Raw genomic sequence first — 16528 nt, 5'->3', positions numbered from 1 at the left:
CGATGATGTTCTTGGCTCAGCTTCCGGCTTAATGTCATTTTTGCCAGAATGGCCGCCCGATAAATCAGCATCCTGCCTCCCCGATGGGCCTTGCCGGACGCGCGCACTTGACCTGCCGCGTGCCCGCGCGCCAAAACGGGCCGGCCCGGCGTCGCGGAAATCCCGGACCGGGCGCCGGGTGCGGGACGCGCGGGCGGCAACAGGGCAAGGGCAGGCCGGTGACGACATTCGGCAGCGCAGAGAACGGTTCCGGTGCCTCGGGCACGCCCTGGCGGGTCGGCGTGCTGTTCTCCCGCAAGGGGCACATGCGCGAGCCGGAGACCGAGCATTTTCGCGGCACGGCCCTCGCCATCGAGGAGATCAACCTCGCTGGCGGCGTTCTCGGCCGGCCGATCGAGCCGGTGTGCTACGACCCGGAATCGAGCCCCGAGCTTTATCGCCGCTCCGCCGAGCGGCTGCTGACCGAGGACGGCATCAGCACCATCTTCGGCTGCTGCACCTCCTCCTGCCGCAAGGCGATCCTCGCCACGGTGGAGCGCCGCAACGCTCTACTCTGGTACCCCTCGCTCTATGAGGGCTTCGAGTACTCGCCGAACGTGATCTACACCGGGGCGGCGCCGAACCAGAACAGCCTGCAGCTCGCGCGGCATCTGCTGTCCCGCTTCGGGCCGCGCTTCTACCTTGTCGGCTCGGACTACATCTACCCTCGCGAATCCAACCGCATCATGCGCGACCTCGTCTCGCGCGAGGGCGGCGAGGTGGTGGCGGAAGCCTATGTGCCGGAGCAGCCGCACGAAGACCAGATCCGCCGCGTGGTGGAGGATATCCGCCGCCGCGCGCCCTCCGTCGTGTTCTCCACCGTTGTCGGCCAGGGCGCGCACCTGCTCTACCGCATCTTCCGCGAGGCAGGGCTCGACCCGCGCACCATGCCCATCGCCAGCCTCACCATGGCGGAAGGCGAGATCCGCGCCATCGGGCCGGAACTGTGCGTTGGCCACATCACCTCGGCGCCCTATTTCTCCACCGTCGACACCCCGGCCAATCGCCGCTTCGTCGCCGCCTACCGGGCCCGCTTCGGCCGCGACGCGGCGGTGACGATGTATGCGGAGGCGGCCTATTTCCAGATCCATCTCTTTGCCGATGCGCTGGCCCGGGCGAAGTCGCTCGACACCCAGCGCCTGGTCGACGCCGCGCTCGGCACCGAGTACGACGCGCCGCAGGGCCGCATCCGCATCGACCCCGACAACAACCACACCTATCTGCTGCCGCGCATCGGCATGGTGAACGAGCATGGCGATTTTGACGTGGTGTGGGAGGCCAAGGCGCCGGTGAAGCCCGACCCCTACCTCGTCGACCACATCTACGACCATGCGTGAGGACGCGCCGGAGAACGCCGGCGGGCGGCCGGCATGAGCGCCTCGCAGCTCATCCAGAACCTGCGCAACACGCGCGTCGCCGTGGTGCATCCGCGCGACCAGGATGGCGACGATCTGGTGCGCCAGCTCCAGCGCATCGGCTGCCAGGTGCAGGTGGTCTGGCCTCCGCCCTCGCAGCTGCCGCTGCCGCTCGACGCGGTGTTCTTCCTGCTCGACCGCGACACACGCAGTTCGATGCCATGGCGGATGGCGGACCTTGCCATCGCCCATATCGCCATCGTCGACTATGAGAACCCGACCGTGCTGAAGGCGCTGCTGGATTCCAGCGCGCATGGCGTGCTGGTGCGCCCGATCCGTGCCTCCGGCGTGCTCTCCAGCCTCGTGCTGGCGCTGTCGCAGCGCGGTTATGAGGGGCGGCTGCTGGCCAAGATCGGCAAGCTGGAAGACACGCTGCGCACCCGCCGCGATGTCGAGAAGGCGACGCGGCTCTTGATGGGCCTGCGCAACCTCTCCGAGGACGACGCCTATCAGTTCCTGCGCAAGCAGGCGACCGCCAAGCGGGTGCCGATCGGCACCATCGCCGGCTCGATCATCAACGCCCACGCCATGCTGGCGGAACTCGACCGCGACGGCGAGCCGGACAAGTAAGGCCTGTTGCCTAAGTCCTGGGCAAATGAAGCCATGCCTTTATCCCGTGCATTGACGCTTGACAGGGCCCCGCCGCTGCGCTTCCATAGGTCCAACGCTTTGTGAGCGTGGCGGCAGCGTTGCCGCCCTACATCCAGGCTATGCAGCCCTCGATGGTGCCGAAAGGCACTGCCGGGGGCTTTTTGTTTTCACGCTGCGGGCCATCGCGGCGATCGCAGAGGTGTGCCTCCATGCCGGTCTCAAGCCTTGTCCGCGTCGCCTGCATCCAGATGGAGCCGCGCTTCGGCGACACCAGCGCCAACGTCGCCCATTCGCTCGACCTGATCGCCCGGGCCGCCGACGAGGGGGCCAAGCTGATCGTGCTGCCGGAGCTGGCCAATACCGGCTACGTGTTCGAGACCCGCGAGGAAGCGTTCTCGCTCGCCGAGACCATTCCCGACGGCCCGACCTGCCTGGCCTGGGCGCAGATCGCCGCCGCGCGCGGCCTGCACATCGTCGCCGGCATCACCGAGCGCGCGGGCACCGCGCTCTATAACAGCGCGGTGGTGATCGGCCCCGATGGGCATATCGGCACCTATCGCAAGATGCATCTGTGGGGCAACGAGAACCTGTTCTTCGAGCCCGGCAATAACGGCTTCCCGGTGTTCCAGACCCCGCTGGGGCGGATCGGCGTCGCCATCTGCTACGACGGCTGGTTCCCGGAGACGTATCGGCTGCAGGCGCTGCAGGGCGCGGACATCGTCTGCGTGCCGACCAACTGGGTGCCGATCCCCGGCCAGGCGGAGGGCCGCGAGGCGATGGCCAACATCCTCGCCATGGGCGCCGCCCATTCCAACTCGCTCTACATCGCCTGCGCCGACCGCATCGGCACCGAGCGCGGCCAGCCCTTCGAGGGGCAGAGCCTCATCATCAGCTACACCGGCTGGCCCGCCGCCGGCCCGGCGAGCCGCGAAGGCGAAGAGATCGTCGCCGCCGAGATCGACCTCGGCGCCGCCCGCCGGGCCCGCAACTGGAACGACTTCAACCAGGTGCTGCGCGACCGGCGCACCGACGTCTACGCCGAGATGCTCGGCGCCGACATTTCCCGGGGCTGGTACTGAGCCCGGCCCCTTCACCGCCCTCCACCGCTGAAAAACAACCCATAACCTTCCGGAGAAAGCCTATGTCCCGTACCTCATTGCTGATGGCCGGCGTGTTCGCCGCCGGCCTGCTCACCGGGCCGGCGCTCGCCGCCGACGACACCATCACCATCGGCATTCCCGTCGGCCTGTCCGGCGCCAATTCGGTGGTCGCGCCCTCCGTCGTCCAGTCCGCCGAACTCGCGGCCGAGGAGATCAATGCCAAGGGCGGCATCCTCGGCAAGAAGGTGGTGCTCGAAGTCGCCGATGACGCCTCGGGCGCGGCCGGCGCGCAGAAGGCCTTCGACTCGCTGATCTTCCAGAAGAAGGTCGACGCGCTGATTTCCATGGAGACCTCGGCCGCCCGCAATGCCGGCCTGCCGATCGTCAATCGCGGCAAGGTGCCCTACATCTACACCTCGTTCTACGAAGGCCGCTCCTGCAGCCCGTTCATGTATGTGAACGCCTGGGTGCCCGACCAGCAGGTCGCCCCCATTGTCGACTTCTTCAACAAGGAAGGCGCCAAGACCTATTTCCTGATCGGCTCGGACTACGCCTTCGGGCGCGGCATGCTGGCCTTCACCAAGGACTATATCGAGAAGACCGGCGGCAAGATCGTCGGCGACGAATACGCCCCCATGGACGCCACCGACTGGACCGCCATCCTCTCCAAGGTGAAGGCCGCCAACCCGGACGCCATCATCACCTCCACCGCCGGCGGCGCGCCCAACGTGACCCTGACCAAGCAGCTGCGCGCGGCGGGCATCAAGTCGCTCTATGGCAACCTCGCCGTTGACGAGGGCACCGCCAAGGCCATGGGCCCCGATGCCGAGGGCATCTACATCGCCGGTTCCTACTTCACCAATATCGACACCCCGGCCAACAAGGCGTTCCTCGCCGCGATGGAAAAGAAGTTCGGCGCCGAGCTGAAGACCCCGAACGACCTCTCCGTGCCGCAATATGAGGCCGTCTATGCTTACAAGGCGGCGGTGGAGAAGGCCGGCACGACGGACGCCGCCAAGGTGATTCCGGCTCTGGCGGAAGTCGCGGTGGAAGGCCCGCGCGGCACCATCGTGATGAACAAGCAGCGCCACGCGCCGCTCACCATGTATCTCGGCCAGGTGAAGGGCGACGGTTCGGTCTCCATCATGTCGACCTTCGAGAATGTCGATCCCGGCGAGCAGTGCCCGAAGCTGAAGTGAGCGTGCGCCCCTTCGCCTGAAGGGTCCCGAAGCGACGCGTCACGCCCGCCATAGGGCGAGAGTGACGCGAAGCGCCGGGTGAGGAGCGGCGGCTTCCGTGCCCGCCTGCCGCCGCCCCTCACCCCGTTTCTCCTCCTGCGGGGAGACGGCTTGCCCGCCGCCGATGGCGTGATCCTTGCGACCCGCCCTCCGACGTCATCCTGAGGTGCCCGGCAGCGCCGTGCTTTGAGGGATGCCCGCCCCGGGGACCGGCTCTTTTCCTGCATCCTTTCAGGCTCGCTGCGCTCGCGCCTCAGGATGACGTCACCGCCGGTAGAGCCATCCGTGCCTCCAACTCCAAGGACCCTCGCATGATCGGCCAGATGCTGGACATCGTGACGACCGCCGCCATCCTCTATGCGGTGGCGACCGGGCTGCTGCTCGTGTTCGGCGTCATGAAGATCATCAATTTCGCCCATGGGGGGCTGATGACGCTCGGCGGCTATGCCGCGCTCGTCACCACCCAGGCCGGGCTGAACCCCTGGCTGGCCATTCCCGCCGCCGCGCTGTTCGGGGGCGTGGTCGGCATGGGAATTGAGCGCTTCGTGGTGCGCCCGCTCTATAACCGCCCGCTCGACGCCATCCTCGCCACCTGGGGCCTGTCGATCATCATCGGGCAGCTCATCACCATCGCCTTCGGGCGCGGCGTGCAGTTCGCCGCCTCCCCGCTGAACGGGACGCTCGATCTGTTCGGCGAAAGCTACTCCGCCTACCGCCTCGCGCTGGTCGGCATCGCCGCCGTGCTCGGCATCGCCCTCACGGCGCTTCTTCAGGGCACGCGGCTCGGGCTGGAGACGCGGGCGGTGATCATGAACGAGGATCTGGCGCGCGGGCTGGGCATCAATAGCGGGCTGGTGCGCTTCCTCACCTTCACCCTCGGCTCCGCGCTGGCGGGCGTCGCGGGCGCGCTCATCACGCCGCTGTCGAGCGTCGACCCCGGCATGGGCGTGCCCTGGCTGGTGAACGCCTTCATGCTGGTGCTGGTGTCGGGCGCCTCGCTGCTCAGCCTGCTCTTCGCCTGCCTGGTGCTGGGCGGGGCGCAGGTTCTGGTCGCCACCCATTTCAGCCCGGTTCTCGGAGGCCTCACCATCGCCGTGCTTGCCGCCGTCATCCTGCGCATCCGTCCGAAGGGGTTCGCCCGTGACTGAAGCACGCCGCCTCTCCCTCATCCTCGCTGTCGCCCTCGCGGCGCTGGCGGCGATCTTCGCCGGGCCCTATGTGCTCGACACCTATTCGGTGAACGTGCTCACCCGCTCGCTGCTCTATGCGGCGGTGGCGCTGACGGTGGACCTCCTGTGGGGCTTCCTCGGCATCCTCACCTTCGGCCAGTCGGTGTTCTTCGCCTGCGGCGCCTATGCGGCAGGCCTCGTCTTCACCCATATGGATTTTTCCACCTCCAACGCGTTTCTGGCGCTGGGGCTGGGAGTCGGCGGGGCGCTGCTGGTCGCCGCCATCGTCGGCTGGCTGGCCTTCTGGCACGGCGCCTCGGCGCTCTATGCCTCGGTCATCACGCTGGTGCTGCCCATCGTGGCGACGCAGCTGCTCTACTCGGGGGGCACCTTCACCGGCTCGTCGAGCGGGCTGTCCGGCTTCATGAGCTTCGACCTGTCGATGGAGGCGTGGTTCTGGCTCTCGGGCAGCTTCCTCGTTGGGGTGACGACGCTGGCCTACATCTTCGTCAAGAGCGATGCCGGCCGCCTGCTGGTCGCCGTGCGCGAAAACGAGCAGCGCTGCAAATATCTCGGCCTCGACACCTCGCGGCTGAAGATCCTGGTCTATCTCGCATGCGCCGCCATCGCCGCCGTCGCCGGCTATATCTATGCCGGCTATGCGATGGTGGTGGCGCCCGAGCTCGCCGGCTTCGTGTTCGGCACAGAGCTGGTCATCTGGACCGCGCTCGGCGGGCGCGGCACGCTGCTCGGCCCGGTATTCGGCGCGCTGATCGTCGACTATGAGAGCGCCCAGCTCGCGGGTGACTATCCCTTCGTCTGGCAGCTCATCATCGGCACGCTGTTCGTGCTGGTTATCGTCGCCTTCCCGCGCGGCCTGCTCCCCGTGGTGTTCGACGTGCCGCGCAAGCTGCTCGGGCTCCTGCGCCCGCGCACGGCCGCGCCGGCAACCTCGGTGACGCTTTCCACCCTCGACCCCGCAAGCACCCAGGGCGTCGAGCCGGGCGACGGGCCGGCGCTGGCGGTGGCCGACGTGGTCAAGCGCTTCGGCAGCCTCACCGTGCTGGAAGGCATCGACTTCGAGGCCCGCGCCGGGGAGCTGGTCAGCCTGGTCGGACCCAACGGCGCCGGCAAGACCACGCTGATGCGCTGCATCGCCGACGGCGCCGAGCGCTCGGCCGGCACCATCAAGGTCAACGGCTACGACATCGGCCGCAAGCCGCCGGAGGCGTGCGTCGCGCTCGGCGTCGGCCGCAAGTTCCAGATGGCCAATGTGTTCGAGACGCTGACCGTCGCGCAATGTCTGCAGATCGCCCGCGTGCGCCATGCCCGCCCCTCGCTCTGGCGCCGCGCCAGCGACTTGCCCTTGCCGGAAGCGGCGATGCACGTGCTCGCGACCACGGGGCTGGACCGCCAGCTCGCCACCCCGGCGCACCTGCTCTCGCATGGCATGAAGCAGGCGCTGGAACTCTCCATGGTGCTGGCGCTGGAACCGCGCGTGCTGCTGCTCGACGAGCCGACCGCAGGCCTCACCAAGACCGAGCGGATGCAGATCGGCGCCATATTGATCGACCTCGCGAAGAAGCAGGGCCTGTGCGTGCTGCTGGTGGAACACGATCTCGACTTCGTGCGGGAGATTTCCTCGCGCGTCATCGTCCTTCACCAGGGCCGCATCGTGCTGGACGGCTCGGTGGAGGAAGTGGTGGCCTCCGAGCTGGTCAAGCAGGTCTATGCCGGCTCCGGCCATGCCGGCATAGACCACGAGACGGCGCCCACCCCGAGCCAGGAGATGCCGGCATGAGCGCGCTTTCCGTCGAAAACCTCTCCAGCGGCTATGCCGGCGCCGTGGTGCTGCGCGAGGTCAGCCTCGCCCTCGCGCCGGGCGAAATTCTTGCCGTGCTGGGCAAGAACGGCATGGGCAAGTCCACCCTGCTGAAAGCAGTGATGGGTTTCCTGCCGAAGATGACCGGCACGGTGGCCATATCAGGCAGCGAGGCGACCCGGCTCTCCCCGCACCGGGTGGCCCGCCTCGGCGTCGGCTACGTCGCGCAGGAAAAGGCGCTGTTCCAGGACATGAGCGTGGAGGAAAACCTGCGCCTCGCCATACGCCGCCCGGATTTCGAGGCGGCGCTGGCCGAGGTGGAAGCCTCCTTCCCCTTCCTGCTGCAACGTCTCAAGCAGCGCGCCGGCACGCTCTCGGGCGGCGAGCAGAAAATGCTGCTCATGGCCCGCTCGCTGGCCACAGGGGCCAAGCTCCTGCTGGTCGACGAGATCACCGAAGGGCTCCAGCCCTCGGTGATCGACCGGCTGGCGGGCGTCATCCGCAGCGCGCGCGAGCGCCATGGCACCACCATGCTATTGGTGGAACAGCATCTGCCCTTCGCCCTTGCGGTGGCCGACCGCTGGGCGGTGCTGGACCGCGGCGAGTTCGCCGAGACCGGCGCGACCTCCGAGCCGGATTCCCGCGCGCGGGTGCTGAAACATCTGAGCGTGTAAGGGAGCCCGAATGACCTTCTCCATCGTCGCCCGCTGCCCCGGCAGCGGCCTGTTGGGCGTGGCGGTGGCGACCGCCGTTCCCGCCGTCGGGTCCATGTGCCCATTCTCCAAGGCGAAGGTCGGCGCCGCCTCGACCCAGTCCTGGGTGAATCCCTATCTCGCGCTCGGCGTGCTCGATGCCATCGCCGCCGGGATTTCCGCCCGCGCGGCGCTTGAAGGCGCTCTTGCCGAGGACGACGCCCGCGAGTTGCGCCAGATCGGCGTCGTCGATGGCGCCGGGGAGGCCGCCGCCTTCACCGGCGCGCAGTGCACGCCGTGGTGCGGGCAGGAGATCGGCGACGGCTTTGCCGTGCAGGGCAACATGCTCACCGGCCCGGAGGTGATCGCCGCCATGGCTGCCGCCTACCGCGCCAGCGATGGCCAGCCGCTGGACGAGCGGCTGATGCGGGCGATGGAAGCCGGGGACGCGGCCGGCGGCGACAAGCGCGGGCGGCAATCGGCCAGCCTGCGGGTGCAGGGCGAGGAGGATTATTGCGCGCTCGACCTGCGCGTCGACGAGCATGCCCGGCCCGTCGCCGAGTTGCGCCGGGTGCTGGAGATCGCCCGGGTCCAGCTGGTGCCCTTCGTGGAAGGCATGCCCCGGCGCGGCGTCAAGGCCGGCCCGGCGCCGGAGACCGTCACCGCAATGCTGGCGCTTTCCCCGCCGGACCGTCCGGGTGGCGGCGGCAGCGGGCCGGGCTGAGATCGAACACTCCCGAACGGGCACCGCACACGAACAGACCTTGCACGAAAAATGGCGGCCCCTTGCGGGACCGCCATTGCTTCAAGGCACGCTCTCGGAAGAGCGCCGCGCTCAGTTGGTGCTGCGCGCGTTGCCTTCGATCTGGTTGGCGATGTAGGGCTCGACGCCCTGGGTGCTCGGCTCCATCGTGGTGGCGTTGCGCCCCTCGACCATGGTGCCATAACCCTGCTGCGACCAGCCGTCATTGGCCGGGGCGCGATAGGTCTGCGTCTGGTTGGTCTGCGGCGACCAACCAGAATTGTCGCCGATGACCGGGCGGTTGGTGTCGGCAAGGGCGGGGCCGACAAACGCAGCGGCGAGAACGGCACCCAGCATCGGAATGGAAACGGTCTTCTTCATAATCAAAATCCCTTGAAGAGAGCGACACTTTGACACCATATACGGCACCAAAAGCATCACGTCTTTTGTTTCAACTCTCATTCACCTTGCCACAACACATCAGCGCAGCCGGTGAATCTGCCAGGACAACGTGAGCCCCTCGCCATTGTTTCCGCTCCACGCGCGATTCCAGATCGCAATCACGTGATGCGCCGCACCCACCTGCGCCGCAGCGCAGCACAATGGGCGCTTTCCGGCCGCTGTCGGTCATCGGAATAAAGCGCGGAGCCTACTCGCCGCGCGGAAAACGCTGGCCATCTTCCAGCACGTTCAGGTCCATGTGGTTGCGCATATAGCGCTCCGAGGCCTGCTGCAGCGGCTGGAAATCCCAGGGGTAATAGGCCCCGTTGCGCAGCGCTTCATAGACCACATGCCGCCGCGCCTGGCTGGCGCGCACCTCGGCATCGAAGCGGGCGAGGTCCCAGCGCGCCGTCATCGCCGCCGTCATCTCGGCCATCACGGGCGCGCAGGCGGGGTCCTGCGCGCGGTTCACCAATTCCTGCGGGTCCTCGTCAAGGTTGGTGAGGATCGGCGGGTCGAGATCGCACAGGATGAGCTTCCACGGCCCGTCGCGCAGAGCCACCAGCGGGGCATAGGAGCCCTCCGCTGCGTATTCCATCGGCACCGGGCTGCGCGCGCCCTCCCCCCGGGCCGGCCCGACGAGGCTCTCGCCGTCGGTCCACGGCATCACCGAGGCGAGATCGAGCCCGACCAGTTCGGCCAGTGTCGGCAGGACGTCGAGCGTCGAGGCGGCGCGCTCGACGCGGGCGGCCGGCAGGCCGGGCGCGGCGATCATCAGCGGCACTCGCGCCGAACCCTCCAGGAAGTTCATCTTGAACCACAGGCCGCGCTCGCCAAGCATGTCGCCGTGATCGGAGACGAAGATGACGATCGTGTTCTCGCTCAGCCGGCAGCGCTCCAGCACGTCCAGCAATTCGCCGATCTTCTCGTCGACATAGGAAATGTTGGCGAAATAGGCCCGGCGCGAGCGACGCACATCCTCGTCGGTCACATGGCTCGCCGCCTGGTCGCTCGCCAGCATCAGCCGCTGGGCGTGCGGGTCCTGCTCCTCAAAGGGAATGGGCGGCACGATGGGGTCGAGCGCCGGGCAGTCCTCATACAAATCCCAGAAGCGCTTGCGGGCGACATAAGGGTCGTGCGGGTGGGTAAAGCTCACCGTCAGGCACCACGGCCGGGCGTCGTGCCCGCGCGCGAGGTCGTAGAGCTTGCGGGCGGCGTGATAGGCCACCTCGTCGTCATATTCGAGCTGGTTGGTGATTTCCGCCACCCCCGCGCCCGTCACCGAACCCAGATTATGGTACCACCAGTCGATCCGCTCGCCCGGCTTGGTGTAATCCGGCGTCCAACCGAAATCGGCGGGGTAGATGTCGGTGGTCAGCCGCTCCTCGAAACCGTGCAACTGGTCCGGCCCGACGAAATGCATCTTGCCCGACAGCGCGGTGTGGTAGCCGGCGCGGCGCAGATGGTGGGCATAGGTCGGGATATCCGAGGTGAACTCGGCGGCATTGTCATAGACCCGCGTGCGGCTCGGCAGCTGGCCAGACATGAAGGAGGCGCGCGCCGGGGCGCAGAGCGGGCTCGCCGTATAGGTGTTGGCAAAGCGCACGGAGCGCTGCGCCAAAGCCTTGAGGTGCGGGGCGTGGAGGAAGTCGGCCGGCCCGTCCGGGAACAGCGTCCCGTTGAGCTGGTCGACCATCAGGACGAGAATGTTCGGGGGATCCGTCGGGCGGGTCATTGGCACGTTCCACGCGGCAGGCTTTTCGCAGGCAGTGAGGGAGGCCGGCAGCAGGGGTCGCCGGCCCCACGGGTGCTCACAGGCCGAGCGAGGACTTCACCGCCGGCAGGCCGGGCTTGCCGTCGAGCGTGGTCACGCCGTCGAGCCAGGGGCCGAGCGCGGCCGGATTGGCCTTGATCCACGACTTGGCGGCGGCTTCGGGGGTCTGCCCGTCATCGAGGATCTTGCCCATCATGGCGTTCTCCGTCGCCAGGTCGAATTTCAGCTGCTTGAAAAAGGTCGCCGCGTTCGGGCACTCGGCCGACCAGCCGGTGCGGGCGAGGGTCCGCACGCTCGCGCCGCCGAAATCGGCGCCGAAATAGGCGTCGCCGCCGGAGAGATAGGTGAGATCGAAGCTCTCGTTCATCGGGTGCGGTGCCCAGGCGAGGAAGACGATCCAGTCCTTGCCGCCCTGCGAGCGCTTCACCTGCGCCAGCATCGCCTGCTCGCCCGATTCCACCACCTTCCAGCCCTTCAGGCCGAAATCATTGGCGTCGATCATCTTCAATATGTTCTGGTTGGCCGGCGCGCCGGGCTCGATGCCGTAGATCTTGCTGTCGAACTTGTCGGCATGGGCGGCAAGGTCCTTGAAGTCCTTCACGCCGCCTTCCGCGACATAGCTCGGCACGGCGAGGGTGAACTTGGCGCCTTCGAGATTGGTGGCCAGCACGTCCACCGCCTTCGCCTCGTCCAGCGCGTCGATGAACTTCTGCTGCGCCGGCATCCAGTTGCCGAGGAAGACGTCGACATTGCCGTTCTTCATCGACTCATAGCCGATCGGCACCGAGAGCGTCTTCACGTCCTGTTCGTAGCCGAGGCTGTCGAGCAGCACGCCGGCGATGGCGTTGGTGGAGGTGATGTCGGTCCAGCCGGGATCCGACATGCGGATGGTCTTGCAGGAGGGCGCGTCCGCCGCCGCAACGGGGCCCGCGAGGAGAAGGAGCGAAAGGGCCGAAGCGGCCAGCACGGTACGGGTCATCATGAGACACCTCTGGAAGGGGATGAGACGCGCGAAATGTGCAAGGACCCACCTTGTGAGGCCGGTGGCTTCCTTGCCTGACGCCCATCAGGCGGTTAAATGTTTTGGCCTGTGAAGCCCTATATTTTCGATGATAGGCATAAGCTGTCTCTATGTCTGAGCGCGCTCTCGACCTCGGCTGGATTCGTGTCTTCGAGGCCGTGGGCCGGCTCGGCTCGATCACGGCGGCGGCCCGCGCGCTCGGCCTGTCGCAGCCGGCGGTGAGCTATGTGGTGCGGGAGCTGGAAACCCAGCTCGGCACGCCGCTTCTCGTGCGCGGCCATCGCGGCAGCACGCTCACGCCGGCGGGGGAGGCGCTGCATCGCGCCACGAGGGCGGCGGCCGGCGAGATCGACACGGCCGCCCGCGCGGTGCGGCGCCTGAGCCGGCGGCCGGTGGTGCGGCTGTTCACCGATTACGGCTTCGCCTCCTTCTGGATGATGCCGCGCGTCGCCGCTTTCCGGCAGGTGCGGCCGGAGACCGACGTGCACATCATCGCCTCCGCCGGGGCCGACCACGGACTCGACGGGGCGGAGGACGTCGCGGTGCTGTTCGGTGCGCGGCGGGACTTTCCACCCGAGAGCGTGCAGCTGATCGAGGAACGGATCTGGCCGGTGTGCAGCCCCGGCTTCGCCGCCCGCCACGGCCTCGGCGAGAACCCGGCGCGCATCGGCAACCTGCCGCTGCTGCATCTGGAAAGCACCCCGCATCCGCGCTGGTTCGGCTGGAGCGACTGGTTCACCGCGATGGGGCTGGCGCGCGGGCCGGCGGCGAGCGATCTCAGCCTCAACACCTATGGCCTCGTGGTGCAGGCGGCCATGGCGGACCAGGGGGTGGCGCTGGGCTGGGCGGGGCTGATCGACGGGGCGCTGGCCGACGGCACGCTGGTCGCCATCGGGCCGCCGCTGGCGCGCCGCGAGACCGGCTACTGGCTGGCGCCCGGCACCACGCTGTCTACGCCGGCGCGCGATCTCATCGCCTGGATTCTCGGCGAGGCGCGCGGAACTCTCGCAGGTGGGCCCACGCGCGAAAAAGGTTCTTGACAAGAAGGTAACTTCACGCGAGCCTAAGAAACGAGCGACGGGCAAGGCTGCCCAATGTCGCGGCACTTTCGGTGAACATTTCCAACGACGGCGTTTTCGCGCTGCTGGTTGGTGGCAACGACGCCCACGGCCTGACGGCCGGCGGGCGTTTTTTTGTTTTGGGCTTCGGCCCGGGAGTCGTTCGGGCCTTGAGCCCGGTTGGAGCGAGGCGTGTCGAAGCACTTCCGCATAGGCGTCATGCTCTCGACCACGGGACCCTACAGCGTGGTCGCCCGCTCGATGCTGAACGGCGCGCTGCTGGCGGTGGCCGAGCGCCCGGCGCCGGGTATCACCGTCGAGCCGGTGGTGGTCAATCCCGGCGGCGAGCTGCCCCGCTACGCCGCGCTGAGCCGCGACCTGCTGCATGACGGCATCCGCCATGTCGTGGGCTGCTACACCTCGTCCAGCCGCAAGGAAGTCATCCCCTGCTTCGAGAAGCATGACGGCCTGCTGTGGTACCCCTCGCATTATGAGGGCTTCGAGAGCTCCAACAACGTCATCTACACCGGCGCCTCGCCGAACCAGCATGTGCTGCCCCTCGTCGACCACGTGCTGGCGACGCTGGGCTCCTCGGCCTTCTGCGTTGGCTCCAACTATATCTGGGCGTGGGAGAACACCCGCATCTTCCGCGAGGCGATGACCGCGCGCGGCGCACGGGTGCTGGCCGAGCGCTATGTGCCGGTGGGCGACACCGAGATCGACCAGGTGGTCGAGGCGATTCTGGAGGCACGGCCGGCCTTCGTGTTCAACAATCTCATCGGCACCAGCAATTACGCGTTCTTCCGCGCCTTCCGCGCCGCCTGCGCCGCGCGCGGCATCGACCAGCGCAAGACCTTTCCGGTGGTCAGCTGCACGCTGTCCGAACCGGAGCTGGAGGAGATCGGCCAGGAGGCGGTGGACGGCCATCTCTCCTCCTCGGTCTATTTCTCCTCGCTCGCCTCCCCGGCCAATGCCGCTTTCACCCGCTTCTATGGCGAGACCTTCCCCGACGGCCCGGCCACCTCGGCCGATGCGGAAGCCTCCTATATCGCGATGAAGCTGCTCATCCTGTCGCTGGCCGAGGCGGGAACCGACGATGTGGAAGCGGTGAAGGAAGCCGCCACCCGCCAGCATCTGCTCGCCCCGCAGGGCGAGGTGCGGATCGACCCGCAGACCCTGCACGCCTATCTGACGCCACGAATCGGGATTTCAAATGCGCAGGCGCGCTTCGACATTCTCGTCGAGGCGCCCGGCCCGGTGCGACCTGACCCCTATCTCGTCCAGTCCTCGCCGCGCTACGCGGTCGCTGCCCGCAACGCGTCACTGAGAGTGGTAAAGTGATGGCACCTCGGCTGCTCCAGAACTTCAATGGCGGGCGGGCGCACATCGTCACGTCCAGCCTCACCGCGGTGGAGGCGCTCGAAAAGACGCTCGGCAAGCTGGGCGTCGGCGCCGTCTATCCGGAGCTGGTGGACGGGCGGGCGCAGATCGACCTCGCGAGCCTGCAGCCCGAGCGCGACATCCTGTTCATCGACGGCGATCTCGACAACCCGGTCGCGCTGGACATCGACGCCGGCTCGCATCAGCCGCCGGTGCCGGTGATCGGCCTGGTCGGCGTGGAAGCGCCGAGCCGGCTCAAGCACCTCATCCAGCTCGGCGCCTCGGCGTTCCTGCGCAAGCCGGTGCAGGGCGGCGCGGTCTATACCGCGCTGTTCCTCGGCATCAACCAGTTCCTGTTGCGCGGCGACCTCCGGGCGCGGCTCGACGACATGGATCGCCGCCGGCGTGGCCGCCGCGCGGTGGTGAAGTCCATCATCGCCCGCATGACGGAGGCGGGCGTCGATGACGACGAGGCCTATGAATGGCTTCGGCGCGAAAGCATGCGCTCGCGGCAGACCCTTGAGGCCTATTGCGAGGCGTTCATGACGGCGAGGGCTGGCCCCCTCGATGGACCGATGCAGCACCGCCCGGCGGAGCCACGCGCGGAAAGAAGATAACCTTTCACAGGAGAAGAAAATGAACGGGAAGACCATGCGGGGGCTGCGTGCCGCAGCCCTCACGGGGACGCTTTTGCTCAGCGTCGCCCACGCTTTCGCCGCCGATCCGATCAAGCTCGGCGTGCTCGAAGACCAGTCCGGCGACTTCGCCGCCGCGACCATCGGCAAGGTGCACGCCATCCAGCTTGCCGCCGAGGAGATCAACAAGGCCGGCGGCATCGACGGCCGCCCGCTCGAACTGGTGATCTACGACACCCAGTCCGACAACACCCGCTACCAGGAATTCATGCGCCGCGTGCTGCAGCGCGACAAGGTGGACGCCGTCTTCGCCGGCTTCTCCTCCGCCTCGCGCGAGGCCTATCGGCCGATTGTCAACCAGTTCGACGGCCTCGCCTTCTACAACAACCAGTATGAAGGCGGCGTCTGCGACGCCAACATGATCGTCACCGGCGCGGTGCCCGAGCAGCAGTTCTCCACCCTCATCCCGTGGATGATGGAGAAGTACGGCAAGAAGGTCTACACGCTCGCCGCCGACTATAATTTCGGCCAGATCTCGGCCGAATGGGTGCGCAACATCGTCAAGGAGCATGGCGGCGAAATGGTCGGCGAGGATTTCATCCCGCTCGGCGTGTCGCAGTTCTCGCAGAACATCCAGAACATCCAGAAGGCCAAGCCCGACTTCGTGGTGACGCTGCTGGTCGGCACCGCTCAGGCCTCCTATTACGAGCAGGCCGCCTCCGCCAACGTCGACCTGCCGATGGCTTCTTCCGTGAACGTCGGCCAGGGCTATGAGCACAAGCGCTTCAAGCCGCCATCGCTCAAGGACATGTACGTCACCACCAACTACATCGAGGAAATCGACACCCCGAAGTCGAAGGAATTCGTCGCCAAGTTCAAGGCCAAGTTCCCCGATGAGCCCTATGTGAACCAGGAAGCCGAGAACTCCTACCTCGCCGTCTATCTCTACAAGCAGATGGTGGAGCGCGCGAAGTCGACCAAGCGCGACGACCTGCGCAAGGAGATCGCCAAGGGCGACGTCTGCATGGACGCCCCCGAGGGCAAGGTCTGTCTCGACCCGAAGAGCCAGCACATGTCGCACACCATCTACCTCGCCAAGGTCGGCGAAGATCACTCCATCACCTTCCCGAAGGTGTGGGAGGACATCAAGCCGTACTGGCTGGGCGAAGCCGGCTGCGACCTGACCAAGAGCGACCCGAGCGCGCAGTACACGCCGTCCAACCCGCCGCCGAAGAACTGATTTCTCCGCTCCCTCATGGCCGGGCGTGACCCGGCCATGCAGACTTCCCGGCCTTCACCTGCGTGACGGCTGGGCCCCCGGTCAGGCCCGGGGATGAGAGGATGGGATTATCGTTCGCGTATCTTCGCACCGTCATCCTGAGGTGCACGGCCAAAGGCCGGCCTCTCACCC

At 67.4% G+C, this 16528-nt stretch carries 15 protein-coding genes; 12 read left to right on the top strand and 3 right to left on the bottom strand.

Annotated features, from left to right (window positions below; genetic code table 11):
- The first annotated feature begins 218 nt into the window (after positions 1-218).
- From EV667_RS01880 to EV667_RS01845, 8 genes are all read left to right on the top strand, one after another.
- Complete coding sequence (locus EV667_RS01880; protein ID WP_131833641.1) at positions 219-1376, top strand: transporter substrate-binding domain-containing protein; 1158 nt, start codon at positions 219-221, stop codon at positions 1374-1376.
- 33 nt (positions 1377-1409) lie between these two features.
- Positions 1410-2024: an ANTAR domain-containing response regulator gene (locus EV667_RS01875; RefSeq protein WP_091439286.1), complete on the top strand. Its 615-nt coding sequence runs from the start codon at positions 1410-1412 to the stop codon at positions 2022-2024.
- 230 nt (positions 2025-2254) lie between these two features.
- A complete protein-coding gene (locus tag EV667_RS01870; protein WP_131833640.1) occupies positions 2255-3124 on the top strand; it encodes a nitrilase family protein in 870 nt (289 codons plus the stop codon).
- An 83-nt stretch (positions 3125-3207) separates the two neighbouring features.
- Positions 3208-4344, top strand: coding sequence for a substrate-binding protein (locus tag EV667_RS01865; protein WP_131834963.1), 1137 nt, complete (start codon positions 3208-3210; stop codon positions 4342-4344).
- 350 nt (positions 4345-4694) lie between these two features.
- Positions 4695-5531 carry a branched-chain amino acid ABC transporter permease gene (locus tag EV667_RS01860; protein WP_131833639.1) on the top strand — a complete coding sequence of 279 codons (837 nt, stop codon included), beginning with the start codon at positions 4695-4697 and terminating at the stop codon, positions 5529-5531.
- A complete protein-coding gene (locus EV667_RS01855) occupies positions 5524-7353 on the top strand; it encodes an ABC transporter permease subunit (protein WP_131833638.1) in 1830 nt (609 codons plus the stop codon). Before EV667_RS01860 ends, EV667_RS01855 begins: the two co-directional genes overlap by 8 nt.
- Positions 7350-8048: an ABC transporter ATP-binding protein gene (locus EV667_RS01850; protein WP_131833637.1), complete on the top strand. Its 699-nt coding sequence runs from the start codon at positions 7350-7352 to the stop codon at positions 8046-8048. The genes EV667_RS01855 and EV667_RS01850 overlap by 4 nt, the downstream gene beginning before the upstream one ends.
- A 10-nt stretch (positions 8049-8058) precedes the next feature.
- Positions 8059-8790: a DUF1028 domain-containing protein gene (locus EV667_RS01845; RefSeq protein ID WP_131833636.1), complete on the top strand. Its 732-nt coding sequence runs from the start codon at positions 8059-8061 to the stop codon at positions 8788-8790.
- A gap of 111 nt (positions 8791-8901) precedes the next feature.
- Here the strand turns inward: EV667_RS01845 and EV667_RS01840 are convergent, their stop codons facing one another.
- The 3 genes from EV667_RS01840 to EV667_RS01830 form a co-directional block, all read right to left on the bottom strand.
- Positions 8902-9189: a hypothetical protein gene (locus EV667_RS01840; RefSeq protein WP_131833635.1), complete on the bottom strand. Its 288-nt coding sequence runs from the start codon at positions 9187-9189 to the stop codon at positions 8902-8904.
- 268 nt (positions 9190-9457) lie between these two features.
- Positions 9458-10984 (bottom strand): choline-sulfatase, encoded by a 1527-nt coding sequence (gene betC, locus EV667_RS01835; RefSeq protein ID WP_131833634.1) that lies wholly within the window; start codon positions 10982-10984, stop codon positions 9458-9460.
- A gap of 76 nt (positions 10985-11060) precedes the next feature.
- Entirely contained in the window at positions 11061-12005 is a 945-nt protein-coding gene (locus tag EV667_RS01830) for a choline ABC transporter substrate-binding protein (protein ID WP_131833633.1), read from the bottom strand.
- Positions 12006-12154: 149 nt separating this feature from the next.
- Between EV667_RS01830 and EV667_RS01825 the strand changes: the two genes are divergently transcribed.
- From EV667_RS01825 to EV667_RS01810, 4 genes are all read left to right on the top strand, one after another.
- Positions 12155-13084 (top strand): LysR family transcriptional regulator, encoded by a 930-nt coding sequence (locus tag EV667_RS01825; RefSeq protein ID WP_131833632.1) that lies wholly within the window; start codon positions 12155-12157, stop codon positions 13082-13084.
- A gap of 237 nt (positions 13085-13321) precedes the next feature.
- Positions 13322-14443, top strand: a complete 1122-nt coding sequence (locus tag EV667_RS01820) for a transporter substrate-binding domain-containing protein (RefSeq protein ID WP_131834962.1) — start codon at positions 13322-13324, stop codon at positions 14441-14443.
- Positions 14443-15099, top strand: coding sequence for an ANTAR domain-containing response regulator (locus EV667_RS01815; protein ID WP_131833631.1), 657 nt, complete (start codon positions 14443-14445; stop codon positions 15097-15099). Before EV667_RS01820 ends, EV667_RS01815 begins: the two co-directional genes overlap by 1 nt.
- A gap of 19 nt (positions 15100-15118) precedes the next feature.
- A complete protein-coding gene (locus tag EV667_RS01810; RefSeq protein WP_131833630.1) occupies positions 15119-16357 on the top strand; it encodes an urea ABC transporter substrate-binding protein in 1239 nt (412 codons plus the stop codon).
- Positions 16358-16528 lie beyond the last annotated feature (171 nt).

The sequence above is a fragment of the Ancylobacter aquaticus genome, from assembly GCF_004339465.1.
Classification (GTDB): domain Bacteria; phylum Pseudomonadota; class Alphaproteobacteria; order Rhizobiales; family Xanthobacteraceae; genus Ancylobacter; species Ancylobacter aquaticus.
This window is presented reverse-complemented; position numbering and strand designations above follow the sequence as displayed.

Bases quoted from the DNA above. Each gene is read 5' to 3' on its own strand.
- EV667_RS01875 (WP_091439286.1), top strand. From the start codon at position 1,410: ATGAGCGCCTCGCAGCTCATCCAGAACCTGCGCAACACGCGCGTCGCC.
- EV667_RS01870 (WP_131833640.1), top strand. From the start codon at position 2,255: ATGCCGGTCTCAAGCCTTGTCCGCGTCGCCTGCATCCAGATGGAGCCG.
- EV667_RS01865 (WP_131834963.1), top strand. From the start codon at position 3,208: ATGGCCGGCGTGTTCGCCGCCGGCCTGCTCACCGGGCCGGCGCTCGCC.
- EV667_RS01860 (WP_131833639.1), top strand. From the start codon at position 4,695: ATGATCGGCCAGATGCTGGACATCGTGACGACCGCCGCCATCCTCTAT.
- EV667_RS01850 (WP_131833637.1), top strand. From the start codon at position 7,350: ATGAGCGCGCTTTCCGTCGAAAACCTCTCCAGCGGCTATGCCGGCGCC.
- EV667_RS01845 (WP_131833636.1), top strand. From the start codon at position 8,059: ATGACCTTCTCCATCGTCGCCCGCTGCCCCGGCAGCGGCCTGTTGGGC.
- EV667_RS01840 (WP_131833635.1), bottom strand. From the start codon at position 9,189: ATGAAGAAGACCGTTTCCATTCCGATGCTGGGTGCCGTTCTCGCCGCT.
- betC (WP_131833634.1), bottom strand. From the start codon at position 10,984: ATGACCCGCCCGACGGATCCCCCGAACATTCTCGTCCTGATGGTCGAC.
- EV667_RS01830 (WP_131833633.1), bottom strand. From the start codon at position 12,005: ATGATGACCCGTACCGTGCTGGCCGCTTCGGCCCTTTCGCTCCTTCTC.
- EV667_RS01825 (WP_131833632.1), top strand. From the start codon at position 12,155: ATGTCTGAGCGCGCTCTCGACCTCGGCTGGATTCGTGTCTTCGAGGCC.
- EV667_RS01820 (WP_131834962.1), top strand. From the start codon at position 13,322: ATGCTCTCGACCACGGGACCCTACAGCGTGGTCGCCCGCTCGATGCTG.
- EV667_RS01815 (WP_131833631.1), top strand. From the start codon at position 14,443: ATGGCACCTCGGCTGCTCCAGAACTTCAATGGCGGGCGGGCGCACATC.
- EV667_RS01810 (WP_131833630.1), top strand. From the start codon at position 15,119: ATGAACGGGAAGACCATGCGGGGGCTGCGTGCCGCAGCCCTCACGGGG.